The following is a 15,015-nucleotide window of genomic DNA, read 5'->3' as shown; positions in this document are numbered from 1 at the left end:
TGATCAGTTCGATGCCGCCTTGTCGAACCAGGCGTCCTTCAGCGAGCCGTAGATCTGGTCGCCGTGGGTCACCACGTCCTTCAGGTTCGCGGCGTGGACCGAGAAGAACTTCAGTTCCGCCAGCGGGATCGACGGCAGGTCGGTCTGGACGATCTGCTGTATCTTCTTGAAGGTGGCGATGCGGTCCTCCTGGCGCGCCTGCCCCTGGGCCTGGGCGATCAGGGCGTCGACCTCCGGGTTGCGGTATCCCGAGCCGTTGGTCCAGGGCGTGTTCTTGCCGACCCAGCCCGACCAGTAGGCGCGCGTCACCCCGACCTGCGGGTCGGAGAAGGCGGCGAACCAGGCGCTGGAAATGTCGAAGTCGCGGTCGCCGTAGACGCGCTTGGTGAAGGCGGCGGTGTCCTGGCTGCGGATCGTCACCTCGATGCCGACGCGCTTCAGCGCCTGCTTCAGATACTCGCCGGTGCGCTTGTAGTCGTCGCCATAGGGGATGAAGTCATGGGTCAGCGCGAAGCGCACCCCGTCCGGGCCGCGCTTGTAGCCGGCCTCGTCCAGCAGCGCCTCGGCCTTTTTGACGTCGAACTCGTATTGCGGAACGGTGGCGTCGTGGAAGGCGGGAAGCGTCGAGGGCACCGGGCTGATCGCCGGCTTGGCGAAGCCGTACCAGACGATGTTGGAGATCGCCTTGCGGTCGATGGCGTGGGCGATGGCGCGGCGGACCCGCACGTCCTTCAGATATTTGTTGTCGACGTTCAGGTCGAAGAACAGCCAGGGCGAGATCCACTCGTAGCCGCGCGTCTCGATCTTCAGGCTCGGCAGCTTGCCCAGCCGCTCGGCGTCCTTCAGCGGCACCGGGCTGAAGACCGCATACTGCACGTCCCCCTTCTCAAGCGCCGCGGCGCGGGCGGCGGCGTCGGGGATCACCTTGAAGACGACCCGGTCGAGATGGGGCTTGCCCTTGTCCCAGTAGTTCGGGTTGCGCTCCAGGATCAGATGGTTGCCCTTGCTCCATTCCTTGAAGACGAAGGCACCGGTGCCGACCGGCTTCAGGTTGTAGGGATTGTTGAGGATGTCGGTCCCTTCGTACAGATGCTTGGGCAGCACCTGCGCGCCGTTGGAATTGACCGAACTGAGGATGGCCAGCGACGGCTCGCTGAGGCGCAGGATGACCGTGTGGTCGTCCGGCGTGTCGACACGCGTCACCCGCCCGAAGGTCGCCTGGTTGCGCGGGTGGATCGTCTTCCAGACATTCTCCAGCGTCCATTTCACGTCGGCGGCAGTGAAGGGATGCCCGTCGTGCCAGGTCACGTCCTTGCGCAGGAAGAAGGTGATAGACAGGCTGTCGGGCGCCACCTCCCATCGCTCGGCCAGGGCCGGCTTGGGGTTGAGGTCGAGGTCGTAATCGATCAGGCCGTCGAAGACGTTGCCGCTGATGAAGCCGGTCGGCGCCGCCGTGTTGATCGCCGAGGTCAGGGTGACCGGCTCGGGCTGGACGATGGCGGTCAGCGTGCCGCCGTCCTGCGGCGTCCCGGCGAATGCCGCGCCGCCAAACAGGGACGCCACACCGGCGGCCAGCACCGTGGCGCGCAGCAGGACGAAACGGGAAACAATGGACGTCATGGCATGACCTTGCTGATCTGTCCCACCGGGTCGAGGGCCGGTGAGGGTTTGCACGATGGCCCGGAACAGGATGGCCCGGAGGACGGGAGGCGAATAAAACACCATTTCTTTTTGTGTTTTATTTTATTTCACTAGTATGATGGTAGGTATTTTTGGCTGTCAAGGCGCATCTTCGCGTATGCGACCGCAGCTCTGCGCGCCGTTCCACGGCTGGGTGACGGCGGGCGCCGAGAGGAAGCCTCAAGGCAGGATTTCGGTGTGCGACAGCACGAGAAACAGCAGGGACTCACCGTCGCCGACATTCACGCAGGCATAGGGGACGTCGGCGTCGAACAGAATGGTGTCGCCGGCGGCCAGCCGATGCAGGGCGCCGGCGGCCCGAAGCTCGACCATTCCCTCCGCGACGACCAGATGGGCGCCGGTCCCCGGCGGATGGCCGCCGCCGACCTCGCTGCCGCCGGGATGCAGGCGGATCTCGAAGACATCGGCCCCCCTCCCCTCCCCCGGCGGTGCCAGCAGCCGCGACTGGGCCAGCCCATCCGGGGAAACCAGCGTCCTGGTCTGGGACTGGCGCACCACCACCACCCCGCCCTGCTCGGTGAACCGGGTCAGCGACGCCAGCGTGACATCCAGCGCACGGGCGATCTTCCACAGCACGGTGATGGTCGGCGCGCTGCGTCCAAGCTCGATCTGCCCGAGCATCGCCCGGCTGACCCCGGACAGCCGCGCCAGCCGCTCCAGCGACAGGCCCTGGCGGGTGCGCAGACGCCGCAGGTGACGCCCGAGTATCGCGGGGATCGCATCCTCGCCGGAGGGAGCATAGTCGTCGTTCGCCACGCTCACAGATCGTCCTCTCCGCTTGAACGGGCCTGCGTGCACCGGCCGCATTTCCCATTGGATGAGAAGAGAATATCTCCTTTAGCCTATACAGCAAGTAGATTTAACGTCGCAGCCTGTTCCTTCAGGTTCAAATCACAAAATCGAATCGTTCATTCTGCCTGCGCTCATGCTCGGCGGACAGCCGGCGGATCAGGGCGGCGGCGGACGGCGCCGGTTCCGGCCGTCCGATGAGATAGCCCTGGATCAGGCGGCAACCGTTCGCCGCCAGCCAGGCATGCTGGGCCGGCGTCTCCACCCCCTCGGCGACCAGCGTCATCGACAGGCTGCGCGCCAGCCCGATGATGGCGCGGGCGACCGCCTGCCCGCCGGCATTGTCCAGGTCCGCCGCTCCCAGATTGCGGGTGAAGGACCCGTCCATCTTCAGCACGTCGAACGGCAGGCTGTTGAGATAGCTGAGGCTGGAATAGCCGGTGCCGAAATCGTCCAGCGCCAGCCGCACCCCCAGCCGCTTCAGCCCGGTCAGCACATGGCGGCTGTACTCCATATCCTCGATCAGCAACCCCTCGGTCACCTCCAGCACCAGCAGGGCGGGATCGATGCCGGTCGTCTCCAGCCCCGTCCGCACATCCTCCAGCAGGGCGGGGTCGCGAAGCTGGCGCGGCGATACGTTGACCGCGACCTCCAAAGGCGGCCCGCCCCCGTCCGCCCAGCTCCGGATCTGCCGGCAGGCGGTTTCCAGCACCCAGCGGCCGATGGGAAGGATCAGCCCGCTCGCCTCGCACAGGGGGATGAACACCGACGGCGGAACGGGTGCGGCGTCGCCCGGCGGCTGCCAGCGCAGCAGCGCCTCGACCCCGACGGGACGGCCGCCGGCCGCCTCGACCAGCGGCTGGTAGGCGAGGTGGAACTCGCCGCGCTCCAGCGCGCCGGCCAGCAGCCCGCGCAGCCGGGTCCGCTCGGCCGCCGCGTCCGTCATCGCCGGGTCATACCGGCAGACCGTGCTGCCGCCGCGCTCCTTGGCCCGGTACATGGCCATGTCCGCCTTGCGCAGCAGGTCGTCGGCACTGTCGCCCTGCGCGGGATGGCCGACCACGCCGATGCTGACGGTCAGCCGGTGCCGGCCGCCGGCAAGCGGAAACGGTTCGGCCATCGCCCGGATCAGGGACTGCGAGGCCGCATCGGCCGTCCGGCCGCCGCCCTCCTCGACGATGACGGTGAATTCGTCGCCGCCCAGCCGCGCGACCGTCGCCCCGGCCTCCAGCGCGTCGCGCAGCCGGCGGGCCACCGCGACGAGAAGCTCGTCGCCCACCGCATGGCCGAACTGGTCGTTGATCTCCTTGAAGCCATCGAAATCGAGCAGCATCACCGCCAGCCGGGTGCCGTCCCGCCGCGCCACCGCAATCGCCGCCTCCAGGCGCCGGCGGAACTCGACGCGGTTGGGAAGGCCGGTCAAAGGATCGAAATGGGCCAGCCAGGCGATCCGGTCCTCCACCGCCTTGACCTGGGTGATGTCGCGGAACACCAGCACGCCGCCGACCGACCGGCCGTCCTGAACCAGCGGGCGGGCGTTCACCCGCAGCCAGACGCCCGCTCCGCCGGGAACGGCCGCGGCGAGATACAGGCTCTCGCGGTCCATCGTCTCGCCCCGGATCGCCCGGCCCATCGGCCACAGGGCGTCCGGGCACGGGCTGACCCCGTCCTCCAGCCGCAGCCGCTCTCCGAACTGCGCATCGAAGGCGACGCCGCCCAGCGGACCGAAGACCGCCTCCGCCGCCGGGTTGGCGGTTATGATGCGGCCGTCGCAGCCGGCGACGCACACCCCCTCCGCCATATTGTCGAGGACGAGACGGAGGATCGGCGCCACGCCGGCCTCCTCAGGTTGCACAGCCGAGGGAACCGCCCGGCGAAGAGACGAGTGCGGCATGGGAGTCACCATTTCCATGTCACATAAGAGAGAATTATTATCCACAGTGTGCATTGTTATAATAGTACATATTTTATATGTTTTTACCGCGTGTTCCCCCGCATCGATAAAAATCGACCGCCAAGTTTTCACCGGTCTTTCACAGGCGTCCCCACAGAGCACGACCGGCTTCGCAAAAGCCGTCCATGCATTTCCCTATTCTTGAACAGGAAAAAGACCGCGGTAATTCCTGATTCTAAACAGAGAATACTCCGGTATCAGGGTTTGGCCCAATTGAACGGAGGTCTGTCCGTTATAGCGGATCAATCGACCTGCGCTGTTTTACCGGTGCTTGAGAGGCAGCCGGAAGCTGTGCATGGTCGGCCTTGCCCCGATGCCGGGGATGCGGCCGCCGCCGGCGGACCGCGACCCGAGGCGAGGGCTTCCCCTTCCGCCGGTCAGCCCGACCCACTCCCCGCACCGACACCTCCACGCAGCCGCCGCGGCGGCCATCGCCGTCACACGCGCCGCCGGAGCGCCATTCACTGCCATCGCCCCTCGCAAGGAGCCGATTCCCATGTCCGAAGACACCGAGCTGCGCCGAACATTGAACGAGCAGGCGGCCCGCCAACTCGCCAACGCCACCAAGACGCGGGCGCAATGGTCGGGCATCACGCCGCGCTGGCTGGTGTCCTTTCTGCCCTGGACGCCGGTCGAGGCCGGCATCTACCGCCTGAACCGCGTCATCGACCCGCAGGGCCAGGTGCGGACCGAGGTGGAATGCAGCCCGCGCAACGACGCCGACCTGCCCGAAACCTTCGTCCCCTACGATGAAAGCCCGCGCGAATATTCGCTGAACGCGGTTACGACGGTTCTGGACGTCCAGACCCGCGTCTCCGACCTCTACAGCCACCCCATCGACCAGATCCAGGAACAGCTGCGGCTGCTGATCGAGAAGGTGAAGGAGCGCCAGGAAAGCGAGCTGATCAACAACGCCGAATACGGCCTGCTGACCAACGCCGCCCCCGGCCAGCGCGTCAAGACCCGCAAGGGCCAGCCCACCCCCGACGACCTGGACGAGCTGATCGCCAAGGTGTGGAAGGAGCCCGCCTTCTTCCTGGCCCATCCGCGCGCCATCGCCGCCTTCGGCCGCGAATGCACCCGCCGCGGCGTGCCGCCGCCCACCGTCACCCTGCACGGCTCGCCCTTCCTGACCTGGCGCGGCCTGCCGCTGATCCCCAGCGACAAGCTGCACGTCACGCCGGACGGCCGCACCAACATCCTGCTGCTGCGCACCGGCGAGGCGAAGCAGGGCGTCATCGGCCTGTTCCAGCCCGGCGTTCCGGGCGAGGTGGCGCCGAGCCTGTCGGTCCGCTTCATGGGCATCAACCGCAAGGCCATCGCGTCTTACCTGATCTCGCTCTACTGCTCGGCCGCGATCCTGACCGAGGATGCCATCGGCGTGCTGGAGGATGTCAATGTCGGCCATTATTACGACTATGCCTGATCCCGCCGGCCTTCCCGCCGACGCGCTCACCCTGCCGCCGTCAGCGGCGGCAGGGGATGCCGGCTTCGCGGGCTCGCCCGATGCCGGCCTGATCGCCCGGCTCGCCAACCAGTTCTTTCAGGCGCTGCCCAACGGCCAGCCGGCCGCCGTCCGCGCGGCCCCGCCACCGGCTGCGGTTTCCGCCGTCCATGCGCCGGGACCGGTTCCGGCCGTTCCGGTCGCTCCGGCCGCCGCACCCCCGGCCGGCGACGGCGGGCTCGGTTCCATCCTGCATTCGCTGGGCGGCGCGCTGTCGCTGGTGCCGCCGCCGGTATCTCCCCCGGCATCTCCCCAGACATCTCCCCTGCCGGCCGCCAGTCCGGCCACCGGTCCGGCCCTGCCGGCGGGACAGCCATATTTCCTCGGACGCAGTCCCGCCGCTGCACCGGGCGGCTCCGCAGCGACGGTTCCAGCCGCTCCCGGCCATCTGGTCGATGTCGGTGCGCTGTCGGTCCAGCTGCGCGCCGATCAGATCCCCGACCTGCCCCTGGCGGCGGCTCCTGCCTTCGACCCGCGTGCCGCCCGGCGCGACTTTCCGATCCTGAACCAGACGGTGCATGGCAAACCGCTGATCTGGCTGGACAACGCCGCCACCACGCAGAAGCCGCAGGCGGTGATCGACCGGCTCGCCCGCTTCTACGCGGAGGAGAACTCCAACATCCACCGCGCCGCCCATGCGCTGGCGGCCCGCGCCACCGACGCCTATGAGGATGCGCGCGAGAAGGTCCGCCGCTTCGTCGGCGCCGCCGACACCCGCGAGATCGTCTTCGTCCGCGGCGCCACCGAGGCGATCAATCTGGTCGCCAAGGCCTGGGGCCGCCATTCCGTCCGCGAAGGCGACGAGATCGTCGTCACCTGGCTGGAGCATCACGCCAACATCGTGCCCTGGCAGCAGCTCTGTGCCGAAACCGGGGCCCGGCTGCGGGTGGTGCCGGTCGACGACGACGGCCAGATCCGGATGGACGAGTATGCCCGCATGCTGGGGCCGCGCACGAAGCTGGTGTCGCTGACCCTGGTGTCGAACGCGCTCGGCACCGTAACCCCGGCGGCGGAGATGGTGGCGATGGCACGCGCCGCCGGCATCCGCACCTTGGTGGACGGGGCGCAGGCGGTGTCGCACATGCCGGTGAACGTCCAGTCTCTCGGCTGCGACTTCTTCGTGCTGTCGGGCCACAAGATGTTCGCCCCCACCGGCATCGGCGTGCTTTACGGCCGTCTCGACGTTCTGGAGGGCATGCAGCCCTGGCAGGGCGGCGGCAACATGATCGCCGACGTCACCTTCGAGAAGACGGTCTACCAGCCGGCGCCGATGCGGTTCGAGGCGGGCACCGGCAACATCGCCGACGCGGTGGGGCTGGGGGCGGCCATCGCCTACCTCGAGCGGATCGGCATGCCGGCCATCGCCGCCTACGAGCATCATCTGCTCGAATACGCCACCGCCGGCCTGCTGACCGTGCCCGGCCTGCGGCTGATCGGCACCGCGCGGGAGAAGGCCGGCGTGCTGTCCTTCGTGCTGGACGGCTGCAGGACGGAGGATATCGGCCGCGCGCTCGACCGCGAGGGCATCGCCGTGCGCTCCGGCCATCACTGCGCCCAGCCGATCCTGCGCCGCTTCGGGGTGGAAAGCACGGTGCGCTCCTCGCTCGCCTTCTACAACAGCTGCGAGGACATCGACGCGCTGACCGCCGCCCTCCACCGCATCCGGGCCGAACTGGTCCGGCGCGGGCAGCGGTCGTGAGACGGCGGTCGTGAGGAAGACGCCCATGGGCCGCATCGTCGCCCCGGCCTGCTTCGCCGCCGCGTCGCGGACTCCCGAACGGGCGGCGGCGGGCGACCGGGCCGAAGCCGCACTGTGGGCCAGGCTGCGCGCGGATGCCGAGGATGCTGCCGGCCGCGATCCGCTGCTGCGCAGCTTCATCCACATCGCCGTGCTGTCGCATGAAGGCTTCGGATCGGCGCTGGGCGGTCATCTCGCCCGCAAGCTGGGCGACTGGTACATCTCGGCGGAGCGGCTCGCCGATCTCGCCGAGACCGCCTATGCGGAGGAGCCGGCCATCGTCGCGGCGGCGGTCGCCGACCTCGGCGCCATCGTCGCCCGCGATCCGGCGGCCGACGGCTGCCTGACGCCCTTCCTCTACTTCAAGGGCTTCCATGCCCTGCAATGGCACCGCGTCGCCCATTGGCTGTGGCGGCATGGGCGCACCGAACTCGCGCATTTCCTGCAAAGCCGGGTGTCGGAAGCCTTCGCCGTCGACATCCATCCCGCGGTGCCGTTCGGCTGCGGCGTGCTGATCGACCATGGCACCGGCGTCGTCATCGGCGAGACGGCGGAGGTCGGCGACGACGTGTCGATCCTCCAGGGCGTCACCCTGGGCGGCACCGGCAAGGAGCATGGCGACCGCCATCCCAAGGTGCGCGACGGCGTCCTGCTGGCCGCAGGCGCCAAGGTTCTCGGCAACATCGAGATCGGCCGGCATGCCAAGGTCGGCGCCGGCAGCGTGGTGCTGAAGCCGGTGCCGCCCGGCGCCACCGTGGCCGGGGTGCCGGCCAGGATCGTCGGCTGGACCACCTCGCCGCAGGCCCCGGCGGAAGAGATGGACATGAGCCTGCCGGAGCCGGATTACACGATCTGACCCCTGCCGTCATGGAGACCGGCGTGGGAGAGCCCCACGCCGCCACCGGAGCATGCCCTCAGGGCGATGCCCCCTCGTCCATGCGGCCGGCAAGGCCCGGCTCCGCGAAGGCGCCGGACGGCATCGCAAAGAAGTCGGCCAGACCGATTGGAAAGCTGTCGAGAATCTTCTCCAGGGAGGAGACGGACGGACTGACCCGGTCCTTTTCGATCAATGAAATCAGTCCGTTGCTGAGTCCCGACCGCCTGGCCGGGGCGCGCTGCGGCAGACCGCTCAGGCCTTCAACTCGGCAAGGCGCTGCAAGACGGCTTCCTCCCGGACGCTCTCCGCCCGGGCATCGGTCCAGGCGTCCCCGCAGGATCCGCAGGTGGTGACGGGGACCTGCACATCGACGGTCGCCATCAGGACGTCTCCGGGTCCATAGGGGAAACGGACCGCCTGCGTTTCCACGCTGTGGACGAGATTTGCGCTCTCGCACTTCGGGCAGAGCTTGTCGAGGGGGGCCCCGAAGTCTGAGTTCAACATCACTTTCTGTTTTCCTTCACGGGTGTCGAGCGCAGGCAGTCTCAGCGACGGACCCACCGCTCCATTATCGCCTACCGGGCGACCCACTCCAACCCCGTGAAGGAGCTTGCCGGTGTTTTTCACACGGCAATGCCCCCGGATGCCGAATCACGCACGACGCCGCTCATGGCCACAGGCCAGGCAATCCAAGTCAATCTGAACCGGGCCGGCTCTTCCGGAGGAGCCGCGTTGTGGAATCGGGGGCGTTGGACAGGCTCCGCACCCGTCCACCGTCCGAAGCCCTCCCCGGATGCCCCCCCTTCAGTGGCTGATCATCCACGGCCTTGCCGTCGGAAACCCCTTTGCACCGTCGGGGGTGCGCAGCACCGACCGTCCCTTTCCGCCGCTTCCGCAGCCGCAGCCGGGACCATGCTTGTGCTTCGGCCCGACCTCCGACAGCAGGCTCGGCCGGTCGGCGCTGCGCTCGTTGGTGGCATGCGCCGTCCGCGTCGCGGCGGAGACGCTGGAGAAAGCCGGCGCCCGGCGGATCACCCGCGGCGACGGCACCTCGCAATAGGGGCAGGGCTGCGGCAGGCCGCTTTCCGCCATCGGCCGCATCTCGGTGAAGTCGCCGCAGGTCGGGCACTCGTAATCGTACATCGGCATGGCGCAGCCTCCCCTTGCTGGTTAGACCCGGTCCGGCGCGATGGGCATGTCGACATCGCCGCTGATGAACTTGGTCGGGCCGTCGGCGTTCGGGCTGATGTCGAAGTCGAAGATCTGCGTCGGCAGGAACAGGGTGGCGCAGGCGTTGGGCACGTCGACGACGCCGCTGATGTGGCCCTGCACCGGGGCGGTGCCGAGGATCGAATAGGCCTGGGCGCCGGAATAGCCGAACTTCTTCAGATATTCGATGGCGTTCAGGCAGGCCTGCCGGTAGGCGACATGGACGTCCAGGTAATGCTGCTCGCCCGCCTCGTCTACCGAGATGCCCTCGAAGATCAGGTAGTCGTTGTAGGTCGGGACGATGGGGCTCGGCTTGAAGATCGGGTTCTTGATCCCGTACTTCGCCATGCCGTCCTTGATCAGGTTCACCTTCAGGTGTGCCCAGCCCGCCATCTCGATGGCACCGCAGAAGGTGATCTCGCCGTCGCCCTGGCTGAAATGCAGGTCGCCCATCGACAGGCCGGCACCCTTCACATAGACCGGGAAATAGATGCGCGAGCCGCGCGACAAATCCTTGATGTCGCAGTTGCCGCCATGCTCGCGCGGCGGCACGGTGCGCGCACCCTCCGCCGCCGCCTTGTCGCGGGCCTCGCCCTTCAGCCGGCCCATATGTGCGGTCGGCGCGTAGGGCGGGTTGGCGAGGCCGGGGACGCGGGTCGGGTTGGTGTCGATCAGCGCCTGCTCGCGCTTGTTCCACTTGGCCAGCAGGTCGTGCGAGGGCAGGCAGCCGATCAGGCCGGGATGGATCAGGCCGGCGAAGCGGACGCCGGGGATGTGGCGCGACTTGGTGAACATGCCCTCGAAGTCCCAGATCGACTTCTGGGCCAGCGGGAAATGTTCGGTCAGGAAGCCGCCGCCATTCTGCTTGGAGAAGAAGCCGTTGAAGCCCCACTGCTGCTGCGGGAAGGCGCCGATGTCCAGCAGGTCGACCACCAGCAGGTCGCCCGGCTCCGCCCCCTCGACCCCGACCGGGCCGGACAGGAAATGGACCTGGCTGAGGTCGACGTCGCGCACGTCGGCGGCATCGTCGTCGTTTTTGATCTGGCCGCCGGTCCAGTCGTAGCATTCCAGGATGAAGTCGTCGCCAGGCTTCACCGTCACCGCCATCGGGATGTCCGGGTGCCAGCGGTTGTGGATCATGTCGTTCTCGTAGGGAGACTGCGACAGGTCGGCCTTGATCAGGGTGTCAGCCATGGTTTGCTCTTCCTTATTGCTGGACTGATGGGGGGCGAAAGGCGGGGACGCGGTCTGCCGAACTCAGGCCGCCAGTTCCCGGAAGCCGTCCGGGAAGGGGTTCGGCTCGATCAGGTCCCGTGTCTCGAAGACCAAGTCGAACTGGCCGTCGCGCCGGGCGCGGCCGATGCGGGTCCGGGTCCACAGGTGATGGTTCTCGTGGATGCGCAGGGGGCCGGCCGGCGCCCCGGCGAACTCGATGCCGGGCGAGGCGGCGACGACGCGCGCCACGTCGAAGCTGCCGGCCTTCTCCACCGCCAGCTTCCACAGCCAGGGGCCTAGATAGGCATTGTGGGTGACGTCGCCGATGACGCTGTCCGCTCCCCACATCGCCTTGAAGGCGGCGACGAAGGCGCGGTTGGCCGGCAGCTCCAGGCTCTGGAAATATTTGGCGCAGGTGAAGGCCCCGGCGATGTTCTCGCCGCCGATGCCCATCATCTCGTCCTCGGTGACGCTGTTGGTCATCAGGATTTGGCGGTCCAGCTCGATCCCGGCCGCCTTCAGCTGCTTGTAGAAGGCGACGTTGGAGCCGCCGACGACGATGGCGTAGATGACGTCGGGCTTGGCCGCCCTGATCCGCGCGACGATGGTCTCGAAGCGGGTGTCGCCGAGTTCGGCATACTCCTCGCCGACGACGCGGCAGCCCTTGGCCTCGATGTGGCGGCGGGCGATGGCGTTGGAGGCGCGCGGCCAGATATAGTCCGACCCGACCAGGAAGAAGCTCTTCGCCCCCTTCTCGCGCATCACCCAGTCCAGCCCGGCCAGGATCTGCTGCGTCGCCTCCTGCCCGGTGTAGATGACGTGTTTCGACTGCTCCAGACCCTCGTAGAAGGTCGGGTAGTAGAGCAGGCCGTCGCGCTTCTCCAGCACCGGCAGCACCTCCTTGCGCGAGGCGGAGGTCCAGCAGCCGAAGATCGCCGCCACCTTGTCCTGCGCCAGCAGCTTGTCGGCGCGGGCGGCGAAAATCGGCCAGTCGCTGGCGCCGTCCTCCTGCGCGATCTCGATCCGCCGGCCCAGCACGCCGCCCATCTCGTTGATCTGCTGGATCGCCAGCATCTCCGCCTGGATCGACCCGCCCTCGCTCAGCGCCATGGTGCCGGTGACGGAATGCAGGATGCCGACTTTCACCGTTTCGTCGGTGACGGCGATGCCGCTCTTGTTCACCACGGCGGTGGCCGGCGCACCGGGCGCCAGACCCTGGGTGCGCCGCACCGTGGCCGCCGCCATCCGCCCCGCGACCGAGGCGCGGCGGCGCAGCGCCGCCTGCAGGCTGACCTCCGCCAGGAAATTGTTGACCTCGCGGCTCAGCTCGTCGGCATGGCCGGCGACCTGGGAGGCGACGCCCAGCACCTGCCCGGCCGCCGTGCCGGTGTCGGAGGCCGCGTCCGAGACGCCGGCGATGTTGGACGCCACGCTTTCGGTGCCGCGCGCCGCCTCCTGCACGTTGCGGGCGATCTCGCCGGTGGCCGCCCCCTGCTGCTCGACGGCGGCGGCGATGGCGGCGGCGATCTCGTTGATCTCGGCGATGGTGCCGGCGATGGAGCGGATGGCGGACACCGCCTCGGCCGTCGCCGACTGGATGGCGCCGACCTGGGTGGCGATGTCCTCCGTCGCCCGGGCGGTCTGGTTGGCCAGCGTCTTGACCTCGCTGGCGACGACGGCGAAGCCCTTGCCGGCCTCCCCCGCACGCGCGGCTTCGATGGTGGCGTTCAGCGCCAGCAGGTTGGTCTGGCCGGCGATTCCCTGGATCAGCCCGATCACCTGGCCGATGCGCCCGGCGCTGTCGGCCAGGCTCTGCACCACCGTGTCGGTGCGGCGGGTGTCGGCGACCGCCTTGCCGGCGATGGCGGCCGAGGAGGCGACCTGCCGGCCGATCTCCTGGATCGAGGCCGACAGCTCCTCCGTCGCCGTCGCCACGGTCTGGACGTTCATCGACGCCTGGGCCGACGACTGCGACATCGCCGCCGACAGCCGGTTGCTGCGCCCGGCGGTCTCGCTCATCGCCGTGGCGGTGCCGGTCATCTCGGCGGCAGCCGACGAGACGGTCTGCACCAGCCGGCCGACCTTGCTCTCGAAGGCACGGGTCAGCGCCTCCAGCCGGGCGGCGCGCTCCTCGGTCGCCTTGCGTTCTGCCTCACGCTCCGCGTCCCGTGCGTCGCGCAGCTCTGTGGCGGCGGCGATGCGGTCGAGGGCATCGGCAAGCTCGCGCACCGGGTCGCCGCCCGTGCCACCGCCCGTGCCACCGCCCGAACCGGACAGCGCCGCGGCGCGGGTGCCGAGCGGACCGAGTGCCACGTCCCGGCGGTGGGCGAAGACGGCGGCGGCGGCGGCCAGCGCTGCGGAAACGGCGAGGCCGGCGGTCGCCACACCGGTCGAACCGGTCAGCGGCACCGCCATGGCGGACAGCAGGGCGACCACGGCACAGGCGGTGGATGCGGACTTCGCGGGAGTCATGGCGCTTCCCTTCTGCGGTGGAGAGGCGGGATGCGGGAAAGGGGCGAAGGCGGCAGTGTCCTGCCGGGGGTCAGACCGACAGCAGCCGCGCAACCTTCGCCTCGTCGATGCGGTCGCGGCTGTCCTCGTGGACGATCTCGCCGTTCTCGATCACCAGCACCCGGTCGGCGATGTCGAGCGCGAAGCTCAGCACCTGCTCCGACACGACGATGCTCAACCCCTTCTCGTCGCGGATGCGGCGGAGCGTGCGGGCCATCTCGCGGATGATCGAGGGCTGGATGCCTTCGGTCGGCTCGTCCAGCAGCAGGATTTTCGGCTTGGTCGCCAGGGCACGGGCGATGGCGAGCTGCTGCTGCTGGCCGCCCGACAGGTTGCCGCCGCGGCGGCCCTTCATCTCCAGCAGCACCGGGAACAGCTCGTAGAGATCGCCCGGCACGCTGCGCCCGCCATGCACGGTCAGGCCGGTCTCGATGTTCTCCTGCACGGTCATGGCAGGGAAGATCATGCGGCCCTGCGGGACATAGGCGACGCCCTTCGCCACCCGCTCGTAGCTCTTGAGACCGGTGATCTCGGTCCCGCCGATGCGGACGGCGCCGGAGCGGGCCGGCACGATCCCCATCAGCGACTTCATCAGCGTCGTCTTGCCCATGCCGTTGCGGCCCATGACGGCGACGATCTCGCCCGGCGCCACAGTGAAGTCCAGGCCGTGCAGGACCTCGCTCTCGCCGTAGGACACGCGGAGTTGGTTGACGGACAGCATCTGTTGATCCCCCGCTCAATGGCCCAGATGACCCTGGCCCAGATAAATCAATGGCCGAGATAGACTTCGACGACCTTTGGGTCGTTCTTCACCCGCTCCATGCTGCCTTCCGACAGGATCTTCCCCTGGTGCAGCACGGTGACGCGGTGGGCGATGTCCTCGACGAACTTCATGTCGTGCTCGATCACCAGCACCGACCGGTTCTGGATGATGCGGTTCAGCAGCTCGGCGGTCTTCTTGCGCTCGTTGACGCTCATGCCGGCGACCGGCTCGTCCAGCATCAGCAGTTCGGGGTCCTGGATCAGCAGCATGCCGATCTCCAGCCACTGCTTCTGGCCGTGGCTGAGATATTCGGCGCGCTGGTCGAGATGGTCGGCCAGGAAGATCATCTCGGCGATCTCCGCCACCCGCTCGCGCACCGCGGCGTCGCGCTTGAAGGCCAGCGCGCCGAACACGCTGCGACCGCGGGGGTAGGAGATCTCCAAATTCTCGAACACCGTCAGGTCGTCGTAGATCGACGGGTTCTGGAACTTGCGCCCGACCCCGGCGGTGACGATCTGGTGCTCCTTCATCGCCGTCAATTCCCGGTTGCGGAACTTGATGGAGCCGCCGGATGCTTTGGTCCGTCCGCAGATCAGGTCGAGCACCGTGGTCTTGCCGGCGCCGTTCGGGCCGATGATGACGTGGATCTCGTTGCTGTCGACGTAGAAGGACAGGTCGTTGACCGCCTTGAACCCGTCGAAGGAAACGGTCAGCCCTTCGACCGCCAGCAGGTAATCGGTGGAATTCGCCATGG

General features: G+C 68.3%; 13 protein-coding genes. 3 read left to right on the top strand and 10 right to left on the bottom strand.

What is annotated here, in order from left to right; all coding sequences use genetic code 11:
• Positions 1-3 precede the first annotated feature (3 nt).
• The 3 genes from ACWPN8_RS30005 to ACWPN8_RS29995 form a co-directional block, all read right to left on the bottom strand.
• The gene (locus ACWPN8_RS30005) at positions 4-1,620 is read right to left on the bottom strand and encodes an ABC transporter substrate-binding protein (protein ID WP_492243418.1); all 1,617 of its coding nucleotides are present in this window, start codon (positions 1,618-1,620) and stop codon (positions 4-6) included.
• A 240-nt stretch (positions 1,621-1,860) separates the two neighbouring features.
• Positions 1,861-2,463, bottom strand: coding sequence for a helix-turn-helix domain-containing protein (locus tag ACWPN8_RS30000; RefSeq protein WP_492243417.1), 603 nt, complete (start codon positions 2,461-2,463; stop codon positions 1,861-1,863).
• 124 nt (positions 2,464-2,587) lie between these two features.
• The gene (locus ACWPN8_RS29995) at positions 2,588-4,324 is read right to left on the bottom strand and encodes an EAL domain-containing protein (protein WP_492243416.1); all 1,737 of its coding nucleotides are present in this window, start codon (positions 4,322-4,324) and stop codon (positions 2,588-2,590) included.
• Between the two features lie 616 nt (positions 4,325-4,940).
• On the opposite strand from ACWPN8_RS29995, the gene ACWPN8_RS29990 reads away from it, so the two are divergent.
• The 3 genes from ACWPN8_RS29990 to cysE are packed head-to-tail and all read left to right on the top strand — an operon-like array spanning position 4,941 to position 8,542.
• Positions 4,941-5,870 (top strand): family 2A encapsulin nanocompartment shell protein, encoded by a 930-nt coding sequence (locus tag ACWPN8_RS29990; RefSeq protein WP_109095593.1) that lies wholly within the window; start codon positions 4,941-4,943, stop codon positions 5,868-5,870.
• The gene (locus ACWPN8_RS29985) at positions 5,842-7,647 is read left to right on the top strand and encodes a family 2A encapsulin nanocompartment cargo protein cysteine desulfurase (RefSeq protein WP_492243415.1); all 1,806 of its coding nucleotides are present in this window, start codon (positions 5,842-5,844) and stop codon (positions 7,645-7,647) included. The genes ACWPN8_RS29990 and ACWPN8_RS29985 overlap by 29 nt, the downstream gene beginning before the upstream one ends.
• A gap of 25 nt (positions 7,648-7,672) precedes the next feature.
• Positions 7,673-8,542 (top strand): serine O-acetyltransferase, encoded by an 870-nt coding sequence (cysE, locus tag ACWPN8_RS29980; RefSeq protein WP_492243414.1) that lies wholly within the window; start codon positions 7,673-7,675, stop codon positions 8,540-8,542.
• A 58-nt stretch (positions 8,543-8,600) separates the two neighbouring features.
• On the opposite strand, the gene ACWPN8_RS29975 is transcribed toward cysE, so the two are convergent.
• The 7 genes from ACWPN8_RS29975 to urtD form a co-directional block, all read right to left on the bottom strand.
• On the bottom strand, positions 8,601-8,756 hold the full coding sequence (locus tag ACWPN8_RS29975) for a hypothetical protein (protein WP_492243413.1): 156 nt from the start codon (positions 8,754-8,756) through the stop codon (positions 8,601-8,603).
• 59 nt (positions 8,757-8,815) lie between these two features.
• Entirely contained in the window at positions 8,816-8,944 is a 129-nt protein-coding gene (locus ACWPN8_RS29970) for a hypothetical protein (RefSeq protein ID WP_282188092.1), read from the bottom strand.
• A gap of 423 nt (positions 8,945-9,367) precedes the next feature.
• Positions 9,368-9,712 carry an FmdB family zinc ribbon protein gene (locus ACWPN8_RS29965; RefSeq protein ID WP_109095590.1) on the bottom strand — a complete coding sequence of 115 codons (345 nt, stop codon included), beginning with the start codon at positions 9,710-9,712 and terminating at the stop codon, positions 9,368-9,370.
• Positions 9,713-9,733: 21 nt separating this feature from the next.
• Positions 9,734-10,966 (bottom strand): formamidase, encoded by a 1,233-nt coding sequence (gene fmdA, locus ACWPN8_RS29960; protein WP_042700894.1) that lies wholly within the window; start codon positions 10,964-10,966, stop codon positions 9,734-9,736.
• 63 nt (positions 10,967-11,029) lie between these two features.
• Positions 11,030-13,459, bottom strand: coding sequence for an urea ABC transporter substrate-binding protein (gene urtA / locus ACWPN8_RS29955; protein ID WP_492243412.1), 2,430 nt, complete (start codon positions 13,457-13,459; stop codon positions 11,030-11,032).
• A gap of 70 nt (positions 13,460-13,529) precedes the next feature.
• Complete coding sequence (gene urtE / locus ACWPN8_RS29950; protein ID WP_492243411.1) at positions 13,530-14,219, bottom strand: urea ABC transporter ATP-binding subunit UrtE; 690 nt, start codon at positions 14,217-14,219, stop codon at positions 13,530-13,532.
• Between the two features lie 47 nt (positions 14,220-14,266).
• Positions 14,267-15,013, bottom strand: coding sequence for an urea ABC transporter ATP-binding protein UrtD (urtD, locus tag ACWPN8_RS29945; protein ID WP_492243410.1), 747 nt, complete (start codon positions 15,011-15,013; stop codon positions 14,267-14,269).
• Between the last annotated feature and the right edge of the window lie 2 nt (positions 15,014-15,015).

Source organism: Azospirillum sp. UENF 112521 (genome assembly GCF_058780665.1).
This window is presented reverse-complemented; position numbering and strand designations above follow the sequence as displayed.